The sequence below is a fragment of the Prevotella phocaeensis genome (genome assembly GCF_900065875.1).
Taxonomy (GTDB): domain Bacteria; phylum Bacteroidota; class Bacteroidia; order Bacteroidales; family Bacteroidaceae; genus Prevotella; species Prevotella phocaeensis.
Genome location: NZ_LT160626.1, coordinates 614,143 through 632,611, shown reverse-complemented (window position 1 = coordinate 632,611; position 18,469 = coordinate 614,143). Strand labels below are relative to the sequence as shown.

The 18,469-nt window shown below is 47.7% G+C and carries 15 protein-coding genes; 9 read left to right on the top strand and 6 right to left on the bottom strand.

The annotated features are described in order from the left end of the window. Positions 1-8 precede the first annotated feature (8 nt). From BN3912_RS10700 to BN3912_RS10690, 3 genes are read left to right on the top strand one after another with little or no spacing between them, the layout of a single operon-like run. Positions 9-953 carry a glycosyltransferase family 2 protein gene (locus tag BN3912_RS10700; RefSeq protein ID WP_004369024.1) on the top strand — a complete coding sequence of 315 codons (945 nt, stop codon included), beginning with the start codon at positions 9-11 and terminating at the stop codon, positions 951-953. A 7-nt stretch (positions 954-960) separates the two neighbouring features. Beyond that, a complete protein-coding gene (locus tag BN3912_RS10695; RefSeq protein WP_023984012.1) occupies positions 961-1,776 on the top strand; it encodes a glycosyltransferase family 2 protein in 816 nt (271 codons plus the stop codon). A 1-nt stretch (position 1,777) separates the two neighbouring features. Continuing rightward, complete coding sequence (locus BN3912_RS10690; RefSeq protein ID WP_023984013.1) at positions 1,778-2,671, top strand: capsular polysaccharide synthesis protein; 894 nt, start codon at positions 1,778-1,780, stop codon at positions 2,669-2,671. Here BN3912_RS10690 and BN3912_RS10685 read toward each other — a convergent pair. Further along, positions 2,668-3,468 (bottom strand): glycosyltransferase family 2 protein, encoded by an 801-nt coding sequence (locus BN3912_RS10685; RefSeq protein ID WP_023984014.1) that lies wholly within the window; start codon positions 3,466-3,468, stop codon positions 2,668-2,670. The genes BN3912_RS10690 and BN3912_RS10685 overlap by 4 nt on opposite strands. A 66-nt stretch (positions 3,469-3,534) precedes the next feature. Here BN3912_RS10685 and BN3912_RS10680 point away from each other — a divergent pair, with 66 nt between their 5' ends. Continuing rightward, complete coding sequence (locus BN3912_RS10680) at positions 3,535-4,719, top strand: glycosyltransferase family 87 protein (protein WP_004369028.1); 1,185 nt, start codon at positions 3,535-3,537, stop codon at positions 4,717-4,719. After that, on the top strand, positions 4,697-5,860 hold the full coding sequence (locus BN3912_RS10675; RefSeq protein WP_051403434.1) for a glycosyltransferase family 4 protein: 1,164 nt from the start codon (positions 4,697-4,699) through the stop codon (positions 5,858-5,860). The genes BN3912_RS10680 and BN3912_RS10675 overlap by 23 nt, the downstream gene beginning before the upstream one ends. Here the strand turns inward: BN3912_RS10675 and BN3912_RS10670 are convergent. From BN3912_RS10670 to BN3912_RS10650, 5 genes are all read right to left on the bottom strand, one after another. Further along, positions 5,850-6,281, bottom strand: coding sequence for a GtrA family protein (locus BN3912_RS10670; protein ID WP_023984016.1), 432 nt, complete (start codon positions 6,279-6,281; stop codon positions 5,850-5,852). The genes BN3912_RS10675 and BN3912_RS10670 overlap by 11 nt on opposite strands. Further along, a complete protein-coding gene (locus tag BN3912_RS10665; RefSeq protein ID WP_023984017.1) occupies positions 6,262-7,221 on the bottom strand; it encodes a glycosyltransferase family 2 protein in 960 nt (319 codons plus the stop codon). Before BN3912_RS10665 ends, BN3912_RS10670 begins: the two co-directional genes overlap by 20 nt. Before the next feature lie 3 nt (positions 7,222-7,224). Beyond that, positions 7,225-8,004 carry a polysaccharide deacetylase family protein gene (locus BN3912_RS10660; protein WP_004369032.1) on the bottom strand — a complete coding sequence of 260 codons (780 nt, stop codon included), beginning with the start codon at positions 8,002-8,004 and terminating at the stop codon, positions 7,225-7,227. 131 nt (positions 8,005-8,135) lie between these two features. After that, the gene (locus tag BN3912_RS10655) at positions 8,136-10,130 is read right to left on the bottom strand and encodes a helix-hairpin-helix domain-containing protein (protein ID WP_023984018.1); all 1,995 of its coding nucleotides are present in this window, start codon (positions 10,128-10,130) and stop codon (positions 8,136-8,138) included. A gap of 41 nt (positions 10,131-10,171) precedes the next feature. Continuing rightward, positions 10,172-10,681: a hypothetical protein gene (locus BN3912_RS10650; RefSeq protein ID WP_230204693.1), complete on the bottom strand. Its 510-nt coding sequence runs from the start codon at positions 10,679-10,681 to the stop codon at positions 10,172-10,174. A 608-nt stretch (positions 10,682-11,289) separates the two neighbouring features. On the opposite strand from BN3912_RS10650, the gene BN3912_RS10645 reads away from it, so the two are divergent. The 4 genes from BN3912_RS10645 to BN3912_RS10630 all read left to right on the top strand — a co-directional run bounded on the left by BN3912_RS10645 (position 11,290) and on the right by BN3912_RS10630 (position 18,456). Beyond that, positions 11,290-12,303, top strand: coding sequence for a C40 family peptidase (locus BN3912_RS10645; RefSeq protein ID WP_023984021.1), 1,014 nt, complete (start codon positions 11,290-11,292; stop codon positions 12,301-12,303). A 49-nt stretch (positions 12,304-12,352) separates the two neighbouring features. Next, entirely contained in the window at positions 12,353-13,522 is a 1,170-nt protein-coding gene (locus BN3912_RS10640; protein ID WP_023984022.1) for a dipeptide epimerase, read from the top strand. Between the two features lie 69 nt (positions 13,523-13,591). Next, positions 13,592-14,863 carry a transglutaminase-like domain-containing protein gene (locus BN3912_RS10635; RefSeq protein ID WP_230204700.1) on the top strand — a complete coding sequence of 424 codons (1,272 nt, stop codon included), beginning with the start codon at positions 13,592-13,594 and terminating at the stop codon, positions 14,861-14,863. A gap of 200 nt (positions 14,864-15,063) precedes the next feature. Next, on the top strand, positions 15,064-18,456 hold the full coding sequence (locus BN3912_RS10630) for a SusC/RagA family TonB-linked outer membrane protein (RefSeq protein WP_023984024.1): 3,393 nt from the start codon (positions 15,064-15,066) through the stop codon (positions 18,454-18,456). The last annotated feature ends 13 nt before the right edge of the window (positions 18,457-18,469 follow it).

Below are 18,469 nucleotides of genomic sequence, written 5' to 3'. Positions count from 1 at the left end.
ATTGCAATATGCCCAAGGTTTCAGTTATCGTACCCAACTATAATTACCGCCGATTTCTTACAAAAAGAATCGACAGCATCCTTGCCCAAACTTATCAGGATATAGAGATTATACTGCTCGACGATTGTTCCACCGACGGCAGTCAGGAGCTTTTAAAACAATATTCGAAATATCCTACTGTTGTCAAATACTTGGTCAACGATAAGAACAGCGGCAGCCCGTTTGCACAATGGGAACGAGGTATGGCATTCGCACGAGGCGAATATCTATGGATAGCCGAGAGCGATGATTACTGCAAAAATAACTTCTTGGAAGTAATGGTCAATGCTTTAAACGATCATCCTACGGCATCTTTTGCAGCTTCCGGTTCATTATTGGTAGACGAAAACGACCGAATATTATCGAAAGACTATGATTGTTGGGATGAAGACGGCTCTATACATTTATATAATTCAGAGTCTTACATCAAGCAAAAGCTACTGTGGCACGACACTGTTTATAATGCAAGCATGGTTTTGTTCCGCCGAACTGCATACGAAAAGATATGCCACGACTTTGCCCGAATGCACTACTGTGCCGACTGGCTTTTCTGGATAGCAATGGCATTGCAGGGAGATATCGTTGAAGTACGCCGAAAATTGAACTGCTTCCGTCAGCATCCGGAACGCGTAACCGTACGGTGCGACGGCACCAAAGGGCAACTTCAGGAAAAGATAATGATTGCTTCTTTCCTTTGGCAACTATCGTTTATCAGCAAATATAAGGTACATCTCGCCAAAGGGGCATTCTATAAAGAGATCAAACGTCTACATACAACAAGAGAACAACGAAAGGAATATCTACATATCATAAACGAAGAATTAGGCATAAAAAAGACAGATTACATTCTCGAGCGTACGGTAAAAATATTGAATCAGCTATTCCCATGGATCGTACCTCCGATAAACAAATAAACTATTTATGGAAAAGAACACGATGAAAACCACCATATTGGTGTCTACATACAACTGGCATAAGGCCTTAGAGCTATCGTTATCGAGTATGTTAAGGCAGACACGAATGCCCGATGAGATAGTAATTGCCGACGATGGTTCTACTGACGACACGCGTACGGCAATAGAACGTATCCGCAAAGTTAGTCCTGTTCCCATCATACATGTATGGCAAGAAGACGACGGTTTCCGCAAAACAATCATCTTAAACAAGGCCATTGCCAAGGCTACAGGCGACTACATTCTGCAAGTAGACGGCGATGTAATCCTGTCGCCCCATTTCGTTTCCGACCATTTAGAGTTGGCCGAACGCAATTATTTCGTATGCGGAAGCAGGGTAAAACTCACTCCGCACCTCACAGAGCGCATATTGACATCGCATACCCTTACGGTCAACGAATGGAATTTACCGCTCACATTCATATTAAACAGTTTCCGTTCGAGGTTATTGCGCCGGTTTCTTGCCGAAAAATATGCACGACAGATCGATCATCTCCGTGGCTGCAACATGGCGTTCTGGCGGGATGATCTTGTCAAAGTCAACGGATATAACGAAGATTTAATGCAATGGGGACACGAAGACGGGGAGATTGCATTCAGGTTACACTATGCCGGCGTAAAGAAAAAAGCATTGAAGATGGGAGGCAATGTGTATCATCTGTATCACAAAGAGTCGTCGCGCAGCAACGAACAACGCCACTTAGACGAGTTGGAACGTGTAAAACAAGAGCACATATCATGGTGCCCTAATGGTCTTGATAAGTATCTGAACGCCCATTCATAGTATGCAATTCATCGCATTTCGGAAATTTATATGTACCGTAGTTTCCGCTCTTATCCCTCATAAAGTGCTACGCCATCGGGTAAGATATGCACTCGATCCGCTCAACGACCGACGATGTACTGCCTATTTCTCACGGAAATATGCAGTACCCTTGGCAGGTACATCACAAACAAAAGAAACCGTTAATCGCAATACACATACGGAATATATATGGCAATGCTGGTTACAGGGGCGACAGGCGGCACCTCCGATTGTAGATTTATGCCTACGCTCGGTAGAAAAACACCGCTTGCCTCATCAGCAAATCGTCGTCATAACCGAAGAAAACTATACCGAATACGTAGATATACCCCACTTTATCATCAAGAAGAGGGCACAAGGGAAGATTGCAGATGCCCAATTTTCCGACTTATTGCGCATCTATCTCCTTGCCACCTACGGCGGTTATTGGATAGATGCCACATGTCTACTTACGGCACCTATCCCCGATTGGATCGAAAAATCCGAGTTCTTCATGTATCATTCGCACGGTGAATTTGCCTACACGCTTATACAAAGTTGCTTTATACGTGCCAAGGTCGAAAGCTACCTCATACAACAGTGGAAAACGCTCATGACGGATTTATGGAAACATGAGAACCGATTACTGCACTACTTCCAACTTCATCTGATGTTCAAGGCCATGATCACAAGCGATAAACGGGCAGCCTGTGAATACCGCAATATGCCTGCAGTGCCGGAAGACGACACCCACATTCTTTTTAACCGAATGAAAAAAAGCCATTCTCTTTCACAGGAAATGATAGAAGAGGCTGCCCGTAAATCGTTTATCCACAAGCTCACCTACAAGATTTCACTCGAAAATAAGCAATTGCCCGATATTTTCAAAAGCTAAACTTTACCGTTTTTCCGCGCTTCTATTATCTTTGCAACAACGGTAAACTGATAAATAGCTTCCCAAGCGGCATAAATTAACCCGGGAACACCGTCTCTTATTCCACCTTTTAATATATAAGAACGGAAAAAACGAAATAGAGGTCGGCCGATTAGAGCGCCCGTCCCGTAACGCTTGTTCATACGTCTGCCCACCTCATTATCGGAATAAACGTTCGTTTTTCGGCAACGCATGGCTATCGTATCGTTGGCCAAATGCTCGAAGGCAAGGTCTTTTCGTGCTCTCGGAATACGTATCACCCGCCCCGCAACAATGGGCGAAGCGTGGATGACGGGCGGCCATTGCGTAACATCCTTACGGAAAAAGCGCAGTATGTAGTCGGGATAAGAAGCGTGCATGAAGCGCCCCATGAAGTAATTCTTCCTCGGTATGGCTATTCCTTCGGCGCAATCGGGCTGCCTGATATGCTCATAAAGATAAGCCTTCAGTGCAGGTGTCACCAATTCATCGGCATCCAAGACCAGCACCCATGGGTATGCGGCACTGTCGACGGCAAACTGTCGGGCCGGTTCCACGATGGTGTAATCGCGCTTTTCGAACGTAACGACGCGGCAACCTCTGCTCCGTGCAATCTCTACAGTGCCGTCTGTGCTCTCCATATCGCACACTACGATCTCATCAAAGCCGCTTGCCGCCTCGATTACCTCTGCCAGATGCACCTCGGCATTATAGGTGTTGATTACAACAGATATACGATGCTCCGTCTTCATACACACAAAGATACAAATAAAAACCATTCTCTAAGGCTTTTTAAAGAATATTCTTTAATTTTGCAGGCAAATACGATAAACCTGTAAGGACAAATGAACAATACAGTAATTCAGCGCGGCAAAGCATTCTTATCCAAACCTTTTTTCCACGAACCCCGTACCATTCTCTGGCTTTGGATGCTGCTCTCGGTGATCGCGATGGTACTTAAACTCCACCGATCCGATAACAATTTCCTTATTTTCAGAGGTGTTTTCTGGCACGCCGTCAAAGGTCTGTCGCTCTACGATGCCTATCCTGCCGAATATTTCGACGTCAATCATTACGGTCCGTTGTTCTCTCTTGTCATCGCACCCTTTGCAATTGTGCCCGAACCTTTAGGGCTCTTGCTGTGGTGCATTGCACTTTCACTTACATTATATCTCGCTATAAGCCGGTCAGGCTTCGAGAACGGACAAAAAATGTTTATCTTCTGGTTCTGCTCCGAAACGCTTCTTACGTCACTGTTCATGCAGCAATTCAATATTACCATTGCCGCCATTATCATCGCTTCGTACTTCCTGATAGAAAAAGAGCGCGACTTCTGGGCTGCTTTTCTTATTGTTTTGGGCACGTTCGTAAAGCTCTACGGCGTCGTAGGACTGGCGTTTTTCCTATTCTCACGCCACAAGTTGCGCTTCTCGCTGTCGCTCCTGTTCTGGGCGGTTGTGCTGTTTATCGCTCCTATGCTTATCAGCAGTCCGCAGTATGTCATCGAACAATATCAGGAATGGATTGTCTGTCTGAGCGGAAAAAACGTGGAAAACATCAATTCCATCGCCCAAAACATATCGGCGCTCGGCATGGTTCGCCGCGTTACGGGCAACATGTCTTACTCCGATTTGTGGCTCCTGCTGCCCGCACTCGTACTGTTTATCATCCCTTATTTGCGGTTCGACCAATATAAACATAAAGCCTTCCGGCAAACCATATTGGCTTCGGTGCTGCTGTTTGTCGTTCTGTTCAGCACAGGCAGCGAGTCCAGCTCTTATATCATCGCCCTCTGCGGCGCGTGCATATGGTATTTCGCGGCGCCATGGCAGCGCTCTAAGGCCGACATTGCGCTGATGATATTCGTGTTTCTGCTGTCGAGTATGGGTTCTTCAGACCTATATCCGCGCGAATTCAAGCGCGAAATAATACAGCAATACGCACTGAAAGCCCTGCCTTGTCTTATCGTCTGGTTGCGGCTGTGCTACGAAATGAGTTTCAAAAACTATGCTTATGACAAAGACATTTAGCCCTTTGTCGGTCGGATACGATGCAAAACGCATCGTTAGGAACGGCACCGGATTGGGCAATTACGGCCGCACGTTGGTCAACGATATGGCACATATCGTTCCCGAAGGTACTCGTTTGCGCCTTTACACACCCGACTTAGGGCGACAAGAACTCCGTTCAAAGATAATAGAAAGCCCTTCAGTGCAGTTCGTCTGCCCGAACGGCTACGGTTTCCCCATGGGCAAATCGCTTTGGCGCAGTCGTTTCGTGGTGAAAGACCTGCTGCGCGACGGCATCGACCTGTATCACGGACTGAGCGGAGAGTTGCCCATAGGCATCAAAAAGGCAGGCATCAAGACCGTTGTCACTATCCACGACCTCATCTTTATGCGCCATCCGGAGTTCTATAACCCATTGGATGCTTGGATTTATGCCCGCAAATTCTACCGCACTTGCCATGAGGCAGACCGCATCATCGCCATCAGCGAGTGCACCAAACGCGACATCATCGAGTACGGAAAGGTAGATCCGGAGCGCATAGACGTAGAATATCAGAGCTGTGCACCGCGTTTTAGCATGCAAATAAGCAACGAAGAACTTCAACAAACAAGTCGGAAATACCGACTGCCGAGGCGTTATATTCTCAACGTAGGCACGATAGAAAGGCGCAAAAATGCGCTCCTTGCCGTAAAAGCACTGCCTTTCTTGCCAGCCGATGTGTCGCTTGTAATCGTGGGAAAGCGTACAAAATACGCCGATGAAATTACGGAATATCTGCGAAAGAACCCAGCTTTACAGCAGCGAGTGCTTATGCTTCAAGGCGTCAGCGATGCCGATTTGGCAGCCATATACCGGCAGGCCGCGTGCTTTGTATACCCCTCCCGTTACGAGGGTTTCGGCCTTCCGATCATCGAAGCCATACACTGCGGACTGCCTGTTGTGGCCTGCACGGGCTCTTGTCTCGAAGAGGCGGGAGGCGAAGGCTGCCTCTATGTTTCGCCCGATGATGCCGAAGGACTTGCACAGGCCATATACCTGTTGCTGACAGAGGGTGCGTCTAAGGCCGATAGACAGGCTGTCTGTCGGGCATATATCCGCCGTTTCGAGGGCAATAACGTAGCCTCTCGGGTTTTCGGAACATACGAAAAACTTATGAAATAGTGCCTTTCTGTTTGTGCAGAAACACGAAATGAAGCATTAAGAAGTTAATCGGAACGGCAATAGCCATCACCAATATGGGCGCAAGCCATTTGCTGAAGCCGAGCCACAGGAACAGGTTAAGCAGCCCGATCTCCATAAGATAGTTCACTACATGGCTTCCTACAAAGCCTGCAGCATTCATCTTCGTGGGTTTCTGCTTAAAAGTAAAATAGGTGGTCAGTGCATAATTGCACACCAGCCCCATAGCATACCCCGCCGTGTAGGCTATGTTGGCATCGGTAAACAGCAGGAACAAGCAATATACTCCGTAATGAATGGCCGAACATACGGTGCCCACAACGCCGAAACGTACCACGCGCCAGAAGTCTGCACGCACCTTAGGATGCTCCTGCCACAGCTGTTTATATCTGCCGATGCTCATCTCCGATAATCTCGCTGATATTGTACAGCGGCCGATTTTTTACCTCCACGTATATTTTTCCTACATAAATACCCACCACGCCGATAGACAACAAGATAAACCCTCCTATCAGCCAAATGCTCAACATGATGGATGCCCAGCCGGGATATGCCGTGCCTGCGATGAGCGCATGGAGCACATAAATGCCGATGATAATGCTCATAACGATGAAAAAAGCACCGAGATAGAGTATTCCGTAGATAGGCTTCACCGAAAAAGAGGTAATGCCGTCGAGGGCAAGATTAAGCATCTTCTTCAACGTATATTTGGAATGTCCGGCTTGTCGCTCGCCGATAACATCGTCAACAGTCGAAGAAGGAAGCCCAAGCATAGGGATTAACCCTCTTAGATACAAGTTGCGCTCATGATAACCTGCCAGCATATCGAGCGCACGCCGGCTCATCAAACGGAAATCTGCATGGTTGAACACGCTTTTAACGCCCATCCGTTCCTGCAATTTATAGAATGTAACGGCGGTAAATCGCTTTAGAACGGGATCGGCCTTGCGGGATATCTTCACTCCATATACAATGTCGCTGCCTTCGACGTAGCAATCGATCATCTTGGGAATGGCCTGCAAATCGTCTTGAAGGTCGGCATCGATCGTGATAACGGCATCTGCCCAGCCCTTAGCCGTCATCATTCCCGCCATTATAGCATTCTGATGTCCCACGTTGTGTGCCAGATTAATGCCCCTGACAAACCTGTTTTCGGCCTGCAAACGGCGAATTATCTCCCATGTATGGTCCTTGCTCCCGTCGTTTACGAATACTATCATGCTGTCAGGACTTATCTTTTCTTCTTTTATAAGTCCGTCGAGCAGCGACGTAAGACGTTTCGAAGAGGTTTCCAACACCTCTTCTTCGTTGTAACAAGGTGAAACTATGGCTAATGTAATCATTTGCTAAGACTGTTTGCGGTTAACAAAATCTTTGAAAGTAACGAACTCTTCACCGCGTGCTTTCAGCATCTTAACCAACCGATCGAGCCTTCCGACCATCGCATCTCCGCTGTTTTTACGGATAATGAACGGCATCTTGTACTCACGATGGGCCTTCAGATCGTAAAATTCCCACGGGTGGAAATAGGTTACGAAGTACCCGTCGTGGCGCAACACGCGGCGAACAAGGGCATGATAAAGCCTTTCCGGCAGGTTATGAAGGGCCAGCCAAAACAGCGGGAAGCGCATCCAAGGTGTTACGGATGCGGGAATTTGCATCACCGAATGCCTCATGAAATAAGTACGGGGGGCCGTCAGATGCATGTAACGTCCCGGGATAAACGCCGGATTAAGCGATGAATTGTAGCGGTATCCTGCCTTTTCGATGGCCTCGTCTGATACGGGAAACATGCGTGGTTGGCGGTAACCGAACGCTTGAACACCGCTCACACGCTCGATAATCTCCTTGGATACGAACACGTCATCGGCCTTCGGACGCCAATGGTCCACCCCATGACAGGCCGTCTCGTGCCCCTCTTCCACAATTCTACGTATCATTTCGGGCGCCTGTTCGGCAAAGTTTCCGGTGCAAAAGAAGGTAGCTTTCACGCCATTAGCCTTCAAACAATCGAGAATTTTACGGGTTCCATCCACGGAAACCCTCATGCCTTCTTCCAACGAAATGTCTACTCCGTGCTCACGGGGCACGTCAAATTCCTCCGTATCAAAACTTAACAATATCATTTTGAGCTATATATGTCTATCGTGCAAAGGTACGAAAATAATTCTAACTATACCGAATTGCACTGTAAAAGTGCAGAAATAGACAAAATATTGCACGTTCATACTGCAATTATATAAAAAAGATGTCGATTTCAGAACCTCCATATAACCTGCATATCCACATCGGTTTGCGAGCTTCTATCTATTTGTTGATAGGACGAGGAGATATGATTACGGTCGAAATAATCGGTTGTACCGACCTTACAGTATAGGTGCAGCTTTGCTGAAAGGGCGGCATGAGCCATGAGCATATAGCGAATGCCCTCGCCGAAGAATACGGGAAACGCGAAATTATAACGCGGGCTCCACTCATAACTGTACACCCTGCTGTCGTAATCATCGGTGTTGAAGTAGCCGAAACTGCCGTTCAACGTCAGCCAATGGCACCGGTAACCGATGTTCTGTGTAACCATCAACCCCGTACTGTTGTGCACGCAACGGCAACATACGCCGTCTATCTGCGTCTTGCACTGCCAGTGCGCACCGTCTTCAAAGGCAACAGAAAGCCGTGTACGATGCTCTGTCTTACCGATAAGCAGTGTATGTGTATCGTTATCTTGCTGCCTGTTGCGCAAACGATAGCGCGCTGTAACGGTGATATTTCGCCGTTGATAGACGGCAGACAGCAGGTGATCCCACGACCAAGAGGCCTTGGAAACCCGATAGCGTGCCCACGGAAAATAGGCATAGTCGGTATATGCCGACAGTCGCAGGTGCCTGCAGACCTGCCAGTCGGCACCTATGTATGCGCCGCTCTCGCCCTGTACGCTGCCTCCATCGCTGAAACTCCTGCTGAAAAGCGAATAATAACGATAGGAATAAAACCGCTGCAGCGCCATCAGAGAGAGCGAAGACGTGAGCCGGAAACTAAGACTGTTCACCGTAGCAAGGGCATGGCAGTCGCCTGTTGCTATCTCTCCGTTGAACGAGAGCTTACCACTTGCGTAGCCGTAATCGGCACCTATGTTCCAAAAGCGGCTGCCCGAGGGGCGATAACGCTGATAAATACGTCGGGTATCGGGGCATAACGGCTTGTTGAAACCGACATTCAGCGCCGTTACACCTACATGGAAACCGTTCCGGAAGTAACGCATGTTGGCGCCGAAAAGCGTTTCCGTGGCGTTATGTTTACGGTTCATTTCGCTCACCGTACGGTGGTAGCCCGTCTTCACAATCGTTGCAATGCCCGAACTATCCTTGGTCAGCGTTGCATCTATATCGCGATACGACACAAAGGCAGTGAGGTCGAGACCGCGAAAGATGCCGACCGTTGCTGCTACACCCTGCAGATAGTTGCCTTCGGAACGCGAACTGTGCGCTCGAACGCTATTGCTTGTACGCCCCAAAGTGGCAAGTATGGCTGCTTTACCGAAGCCGTAATCGGTGTTCATGATAAGTCCCATGCCGAATTTCAGTCTGTATCGCCCTGCTACAAATGCCCTAATGCGCCCCCAATCACGCAACATAAGATAGAAAGAATAGTAATCGTAGCCCCACGAATTGCGCCCCGAAAAGAATTGTTCGCCCGCATCTTGAGCGCCAACCACACCGAATTTCATGCTTTGACCATAGCTGTAAGAATAACGAAACGAGTGTTTGTAGCGATAACCGAGATATCCGTTGCGGTCGCCCCGCCGTTCATAGAGCGGTAAACGTACTGAAGCGGCCAGCTCGTTGCCCCCATATTTCAAGATATTTGCCAAAGACGGGAAGTCTTGTCGGCGCTCTTCGCCCAAATAAACGAAGCATGCAAGCAACTTACGCCGCGGCTCATCCAAACTTTCAACCATCGAAAGTTCGCCCAAGCTGCGCATCGGACCGTACTTATACAGATACTCCGACAGCTCTTCCACCTGCTCATCGGTCAGGAATATCAACCGTCCGAGGTCTTCGCGTGTGGCGGTATTCAGGTTTATCTTATGCTCCGCAAGGTCGGAAAGTATATCATAAACATCCTCCCACGATGCGTCTTCCGCATCTTCGAGGCCGGTCAACTGCTCGTAATAGGTTTCCCAATCGGGCTTATTCTGCGCAAATGCAGCAAACGAACAAATAAAGAAACCGGCTAACAGAAGTTGTCTATACATGGTATCAGGTTATTTCGAATGTTTTTAAGAATGATATTTGCTCATTCAACAAATACTTCCTTCACGCTTCCGTCGCTCATTTTCACGATATTAATCCCGCTAATCGGGGTGTTTATCCTACTTCCATCCATCGAAAAACGTGCTACCTCTGCCAAGCCGAATGTTTCTATAACCTTCACAGTCGACGGAAGTTTGAGCACTTCAAGTGCCGTACAATGTTGAAAGAGAGTACGTGTAACAGTGTCGGTTCGCGTTATAAGGTTCATACCCAAATAAGGTTCTCCCCCTCTTACTATCCTGCAATCGGTTAAATCGAGACTCTTAAGTTTGCCATTCGTAGGTTCCGATTGTACATCTGCTCCCGCCATTTCGCGCAAGAACCTAAAGTCGGTACCGTTGAGCTGGCCTTTCAGCTTTAGTTCGGTAATGGTATATTTCTCCGACAGGGGGATCATATCGGGCAAAGAGCCTGCCGCTGTAATCGTAAGTTCCCTGCGTTGTGCCGCCGAAGACAGGACTGTAAGCAGACAAGCAATTATGAGTATATTCATTTTCATGTGCAAACAGTATTGGAATGGTTATTTTATATCCATACAATATGGACCATTAAATATATTCATTGCGTTGGTTTGCCGGTTCTTTACAACCGACATAGTAGTGCAAATATACTAAAACTACATAAACATACAATAAACCTAAGGCGATTATTTTCAACATTTAACGCTGATAGGCCAGATATCTGGCGGAAATAGATAAACGGAATAGAGGATGGAGCAACCGTGTATTTTCAGCTTTCAGAATATAATTAAACAAAATATACAGACGATGTTTTCCGTACAGACCATACACTTAAGGCGAATAAATATATGGTTTACCATCAATAAAAATACTATCTATGAGGGGCTCACAATAAGCATGTTTGTGCAAGGAGTTTAAAGTGCTCCTATTTTTGAAAGCACTTACACAAGCTATTCCCCGATAAAAGCACCGTTAAACACTCGTCTTTAACCCTTAATCCATAAGCCCTACCGCATCTTTTCGTACTTTTTCTTTGCCGTATGCGAATTTATTTGTAATTTGGCACCGCCTTTCTACGAGGCATAGGCCATGAAAGACCTAAAACTATACAACTTATCTAACATTCGAAAAAGAACACAATATGATTATTTTACACAAAATATATTGCCTCAAAAGAGCCATTTTTTCTTGCATCGCTTTACTGCTTGTCATCGGCGAAGCATGCGCCTCGACGGCACAGACGGCCGACTCCTCGGCAACAGACGATTGGGCTATCGTGAATGTATCGGTGTGCAATTTGCGACAGGCTGCCGATTACGATGCGGGACAGGCATCGCAGGCATTGCTCGGCATGCCCCTGCGCGTGAACCGAAAGAGCGGTGCATGGCTGCAAGTTACCACGCCCGACGATTATGAGTCGTGGGTATTGGCGCAGACGGTACGGCAGGTAACCCGCGCAGAGCTCGCTACATGGAACACAGGTAGGCAGGTTGTGGTGACCGCTCTTTATGCTTTCGTGCACGAGAAGCCCGATGCAAGGGCACAAACCGTAAGCGACGTAGTGGCCGGAGACCGTCTGAAACTGCTCGGAAAGCAGGGAACATTCTTCCATGTGGCCTATCCCGACGGGCGCAAAGGCTATCTGCATGTGCGCAACGGACAGGAGATAAGGGCGTGGCGCAGAACTGTCAAACGCAATGCAGCAAGCATCATAGCCTCTGCCAAGCGCCTTATAGGGCTGCCGTATATGTGGGGCGGCACGAGTACAAAGGGGGTGGATTGCAGCGGTTTCGTGCGCACAACGCTGCTGATGCACGACATCGTTATCCCCAGAGATGCCTCGCAGCAGGCTTACAAAGGCGAACATTTGGAGATAGCTCCCGACTTCGGCAACCTTATGGCCGGCGACTTGGTGCTCTTCGGCTCGCGTGATGAGGAAACAGGCAAGCCCCATGTAAGTCATGTGGGTATCTATCTCGGCAACAAGAAGTTCATCCATTCGCTCGGTTTCGTGCATATCAGCAGCTTCAACCCACAGGATAAGGAGTACGATGAGTACGACTTGAACCGGCTGTTGTGGGCTCAGCGGGTGCTGCCATATATAAATAAGGTGGACGGAATGAGCACCACCGACCGCAATGCGTATTACAAATGACTGCCGGTCGGCACAAAACCAACGCATATCTTAAATAAGAAAAACAACCATGAGTACCAGACGAGAGTTTCTGAAAAAGGCTACATTGGCAACGCTTGGCGCGGCCGTTTCGATTAACAAGGCCGATGCCATCGGAAAGATGGTGCTGCCAATGGTCAATATCAACCGGAAAACCGGTCGCGGAGGCAAGCTACAAATGAACTTCTTTCCCTATGAATTGAAGTTGCGCCATGTGTTTACCGTGGCTTCTTACTCGCGTTCGACCACTCCCGATGTACAGTTAGAGATTACATACGACGGCGTTACGGGCTACGGAGAAGCCTCCATGCCGCAATATCTCGGGCAGTCGGTGGCGAGTGTTACGGCGTTTTTAAAGAAAGTAGACCTTGGCCAATTCAACGATCCGTTCCGGTTAGAAGACATATTGAGCTATGTAGACGGCTTATCCGTGGGGGATACGGCGGCCAAAGCGGCCATCGACATCGCTTTGCACGACCTTGTAGGCAAGCTGCTCGGCGCTCCGTGGTACAAAATATGGGGACTTAACAAGGCTAAAGCGCCTTCTACCACCTTTACCATAGGTATCGACACGCCCGAGGTGGTACGTCAGAAAACGCGCGAATGTGCCGACAGGTTCAATATATTAAAGGTGAAGCTGGGACGCGACAACGATAAAGAGCTGATAGAAACCATTCGAGAGGTGACAGAACTACCGATTGCCGTAGACGTAAACCAAGGATGGAAAGACCGGCAGATGGCTCTCGACATGATATACTGGCTGAAAGAGCGCGGTATCGTGATGGTGGAACAGCCCATGCCTAAGGAACAAAAGGACGACACTGCATGGTTAACGCAGCAAAGTCCGCTGCCTATCTTCGCCGATGAGGCCATACAACGCCTGAAAGATATCAAGGACGTGGAGGGAGCCTATTCGGGTATCAACATCAAACTTATGAAATGTACGGGCATGCGCGAGGCTTGGAAGATGCTGAACTATGCACGTGCCATCGGTATGAAGGTCATGGTGGGCTGCATGACGGAAACTTCGTGCGCCGTAAGTGCTGCGGCTCAGCTGTCTCCGGCCGTAGACTTCGCCGACTTGGACGGTAACCTGCTCATCGCAAACGACCGTTTCAGAGGCATGGAAGTGGTGAAAGGAAAGATTACACTGCCCGATCGTCCGGGCATCGGCATAGTGAAAATATCATCGAAAGTATAACTCGCCGACTTTATGATGACACACTATCGCCTACATATCGTCCTTGCGCTCGCATTCTTGAGCTGTTTCATGGCTGCCGAAGCGCAGTTGCAACCCACCGATCTGCACCACCGGCTGCTGATAGACTTCAACAAAAGCCGCGATGAAGTGAAAGCCTATATCCGGAAATACATACCGGATGTAACAGATGAACAGATGAACAGATGGGAACAGACAAAGGCTCTGGAAACGATGGTTATCGACGGTAAAAAGCGTTATTTCCACAACGCGGCGCCCAATCTGTTCCGCATAGACCGCGAATGTGCCCGTATCAAAGCGGCGAAAGACGGCATAAAGATGGAAGGTTCAGAAGAAGTAGACAAAGAAAACGTGCCGCTGATCATCAGAAATGCACCGAAAGACAGCCTACGGATGGCCGAAACGAAACGACACCACGTGACTTATACGCTGACAGTAGAGGCGGATGTCGTGCCTGCAGGGCATATCATTCGCTGTTGGTTGCCTTTCCCGCGCACGGATATGGCACGGCAAACCGACGTAAAACTGCTGAGTACATCTGAAAAGAGTTACAAACGTTCTCCCGAGAGCTGTGCCCACTCCACCCTGTATATGGAGAAAAAAGCCGAAAAAGGTAAGCCCACGGTGTTTCGAGAAACGTTCGAATATACCTCTAAAGGATGCTGGTATGACTTACAACCCGAGCAGATAAAACCGTATGATACGCACACCTTATTATATAAGAGATATACCTCAGAGCGCGACCGGCACATTCTGTTCACACCGCGACTGCGACATATCGCCGACAGTCTTACCCGTGGTGAGAGGAATCCGTTGCTGAAAGCGAAGAAAATCTTTGCATGGATCGACGCTAACTTCCCGTGGGCATCAGCACGAGAGTATTCTACGATCGAGAACATTCCCGAATATGTGGTGGAAAATCACCACGGCGACTGCGGACAGGTAACGCTGCTATTTCTCACACTCTGCCGTATTAGCGGTATTCCGGCACACTTCGAAAGCGGTTTCATGATGCATCCGGGCAGCGAAAACTTGCACGATTGGGGCGAAATTTACTTCGAAGGCATAGGATGGGTGCCCGTAGACATGTCGTTCGGCATGCCGTCTTACGCCACCAACGAGCAGGAACGTTGGTTTTTCCTCGGCGGAATAGACTCGTGGCGCATGATAGTCAATTCTGATTTCGGCATGCCCTTATGGCCCGAAAAGTACTTCCCGCGCAGCGAAACGGTAGACTTTCAACGCGGAGAAGTAGAATGGGACGGCGGTAACCTGTACTTCGACCGGTGGAACTGGGATATGGAAACAGAAATAATTTCATAGTCTTCCTTTAAAAAACTTTTAAAATTCCTTGGTAATTCAAAATAAATTAGCAATCTTTGCAGCGAAGTGTCTATGTTTCTATGGCCTAATGAAAATAAATAACCGTAAGCAAAAACAACACAAGACGGTTGCCACACGGGAAAACAAAAACACAAATACGGACACCATATTAAATAATGTATAACTTTAAAAAATCGCTTATGAAAAAACGACTTGTCCTAATAGGGGCACTATTTCTCTCAAGTGGTGTAACCGGGAGCCTTGCATATATGCATGCATCCCCAAGTCCACAAATCGTAAATGAAGGTAAATCTACCATAAACGTAACGGGTACCGTCGTTGATGAGCAGGGCGAACCTCTTGTCGGTGTAAGTGTTATGGAGGTAGGTTCTAACCGTGGCAGTGCTACCAACATCGATGGTAAATTCTCTTTAAAGGCTGCAAGCGATGCAAAGCTCAAAATTACATTCCTTGGTTATAAAACTGTAACCGTTAAAGCTAAAGAAAATCTGCAGATTGTACTCCAAAACGACAATGCACTTTTGGATGAAGTGGTGGTTGTAGGGTACGGACAGCAAAAGAAAGTGAATCTTACAGGAGCCGTAGCCAATGTAGATTTGGACAAAATACTCGCAAGTCGTCCGGAACAGGATGTAACCAAAGCGTTGCAAGGCGCCGTTCCCGGACTCACCATCCTGAATACCAGCGGCGATATAGACGGCACTCCATCGATCAGTATCCGTGGGTTGGGCACGCTTTCGAATAGTCAGGATTCATCACCTTTGATTGTTGTAGACGGCGTACCTGTAGATAATCTCTCCATGATCAATGGCAACGATATCGCTACGATATCCGTATTAAAAGATGCAGCTTCGTCTGCTATTTACGGTAGCCGCGCTGCTTTCGGCGTAATCCTCGTTACAACAAAGCAGGCAAAGAAGAGCGATCGCATCTCTATAAAGTATGACGCTCGCTTCGCTTGGGATTGTTCAACTTACTTACCCGATTACCCTGATGTTCCTACACAGCTTCAGGCAGCCATATCGGCTAAGGCTCGAGCCGGATCAGGTTCCGTGGAGCTCTTCGGTATGTATTTCGATCAGCTGTTACCTTATGCTAAGAAATGGCAAGAACAGAATGGAGGTAAGAAAGGTTACAGCGTGATGCGTCCTTATCAGAGCGACAGCGATGTGGGTGATTATGCCTTTATTAACGGGCAACCTTTCTACTATGCAGACTATGATATCCGTAAGATATGGTACAACAATGCGGCACCTTCGCAGAGCCATAATATATCTCTGTCGGGCGCAAGCGGGAATACTACATTCTATGCTTCGTTCGGATACGATAGCAAGGAAGACGTTATGAAGTTCAATCCCGGGCAACGTAACAGATACAATGCTTTGCTCAATATCAAGACAGACGTTACCGATTGGCTGACTGTTGGTGCCCGCTTCAACTTTACAAGCCGTCACATGAGTCGCCCGGATTCATGGAATAACATCTATCAATATCTGTGGCGATGGGGTTCGTTCTTCATTCCATCGGGAATAATGAGAACTGCAGACGGCACAGAATATGATTATCGAGTGATTGCCATACAAAAACAAGCCGCACGAAAGATTACTGTACACGACAGACTTAGCATGAGTGCTTACGCTAAAGCCAATATCACAAAAGACCTTACACTGAATGTAGACTACACATTCGATATCGACAACTACAATTATAAGTCGAGCGACCACAGTGTATATGGCATGAATTGGACGGGAACTGCTCCTACCTACATTGTTCAGAAATCAGAGACTTCCGTTACACGATGGAATACTAAGAACAACCGTTGGACTGCCAACGCTTATATAAACTATGCCCACACGTGGAAGGATGCCCATAACCTGAACGTGATGGTAGGTATTAACGGTGAAAACTATAAGTCGGATAACTTTTCAGCCATGCGGACACAGTTGTATGACGAGAACTATCCCGAACTTAATCTTGCCTATGGAGATATGACAAAGGCAGCGATAGACTCGGAAACAGGCGACCGTGCATCGGCTGGTTATTTCGGGCGTATCAATTATGATTATAAAGGAATTTACCTATTGGAACTGAACGGACGATACGATGGTTCCTCACGTTTCCCTGAGGGCGACCGTTGGGCGTTCTTCCCATCAATATCTGCCGGTTATCGTTTTACCGAAGAACCTTATTGGAAAGACCTTCATCAATACGTATCGAACGGTAAATTGCGCCTCTCTTACGGTGAAATAGGCAATGAAGCCGTAGGAGACTGGATGTTTGTTTCTACCATCAGTCCGATTGCAACAGACAAACTTTATTGGCTGAATGGTTCGGGTACAAAAGTAAATCAATTCGGCATGCCCGATTGGGTATCTCCTACACTCACATGGGAACGTATACATTCGTTCGATATCGGCCTCGATCTCGGTTTCCTCAACGACGAACTTACTCTTACGGCTGACTGGTATCAGCGTACTACTAAGGATATGCTTGCTCCCGGTACGGCACTCCCGCCCAGCGTAGGCGCCAACGCTCCTTATTCTAATGCCGGCGAACTCCGTTCACGTGGTTGGGAAATATCGCTCAACTGGCGTAAACAAATCAACAAAGACCTCGGCCTTTATGCAAACTTCAGCATAGGAGATTCTAAAGTAAAGGTTACCAAGTGGAACAACACATCCAAGGTTATTGGCCATACAGGAGGTATTGTTACCGATGCTAATGCTAAGACTTATGCATATGCAGGAGAGAACTGGGGAGACATTTGGGGCTTCGAAACGGAGCGTTATTTCACGGAAAACGACTTCGATGGAAAGAATGCTGACGGCTCATGGAAATATAAGGCAGGGGTGGCCGACCAAACAGGCATCCAAACCGATAACTTCGTCTATGGCCCCGGTGATATTAAGTTTAAAGACCTGAATGGTGACGGCGTGATCGACGGCGGTAAGGGAACTGCCGATGATCATGGCGACCTGAAAGTGATAGGAAACACACTTCCGCGTTACGAATACAGCTTCCATGTCGGCGGCACATATAAAGGATTCGATCTCGACCTATTCTTCCAAGGTGTAGGAAAGCGTGATATGTGGACACGTTCTTCCTTTGCATTCCCCGAGATGCGTTCAGCCGATTTAGCTATATACTCTCACCAAACCAGTTATAACGTATATGATCCCGACAATAATGTAGTAAACATCAGCGAAAGCAATGCTTTCCCATGTTTGTACCCGGGCAATGAAGGCGCCGGCAACGTATCCGGTCTTGCAGCTATAGGCGGATGCCACAACTATTATCCGCAAACAAAATACTTGGTAGATATGTCTTATCTGCGCCTCAAGAACATTACATTAGGCTACACGATGCCGACATGGCTCACCAAGAAAGTCTATATTCAGAAACTACGTATCTATGGAAGCGTGGACAACTTATGTTTGCTCCATAAAGGCAGCGGCGATTTACCCGTCGATCCCGAGGTAAATACCGGCCAAGGTTCTCTTTCCTACGGCACGTGGGGACGTACATATCCCATCACACGCAGCTGGTCTGTAGGTCTGCAAGTTACTTTCTAAGTTATCAAACATA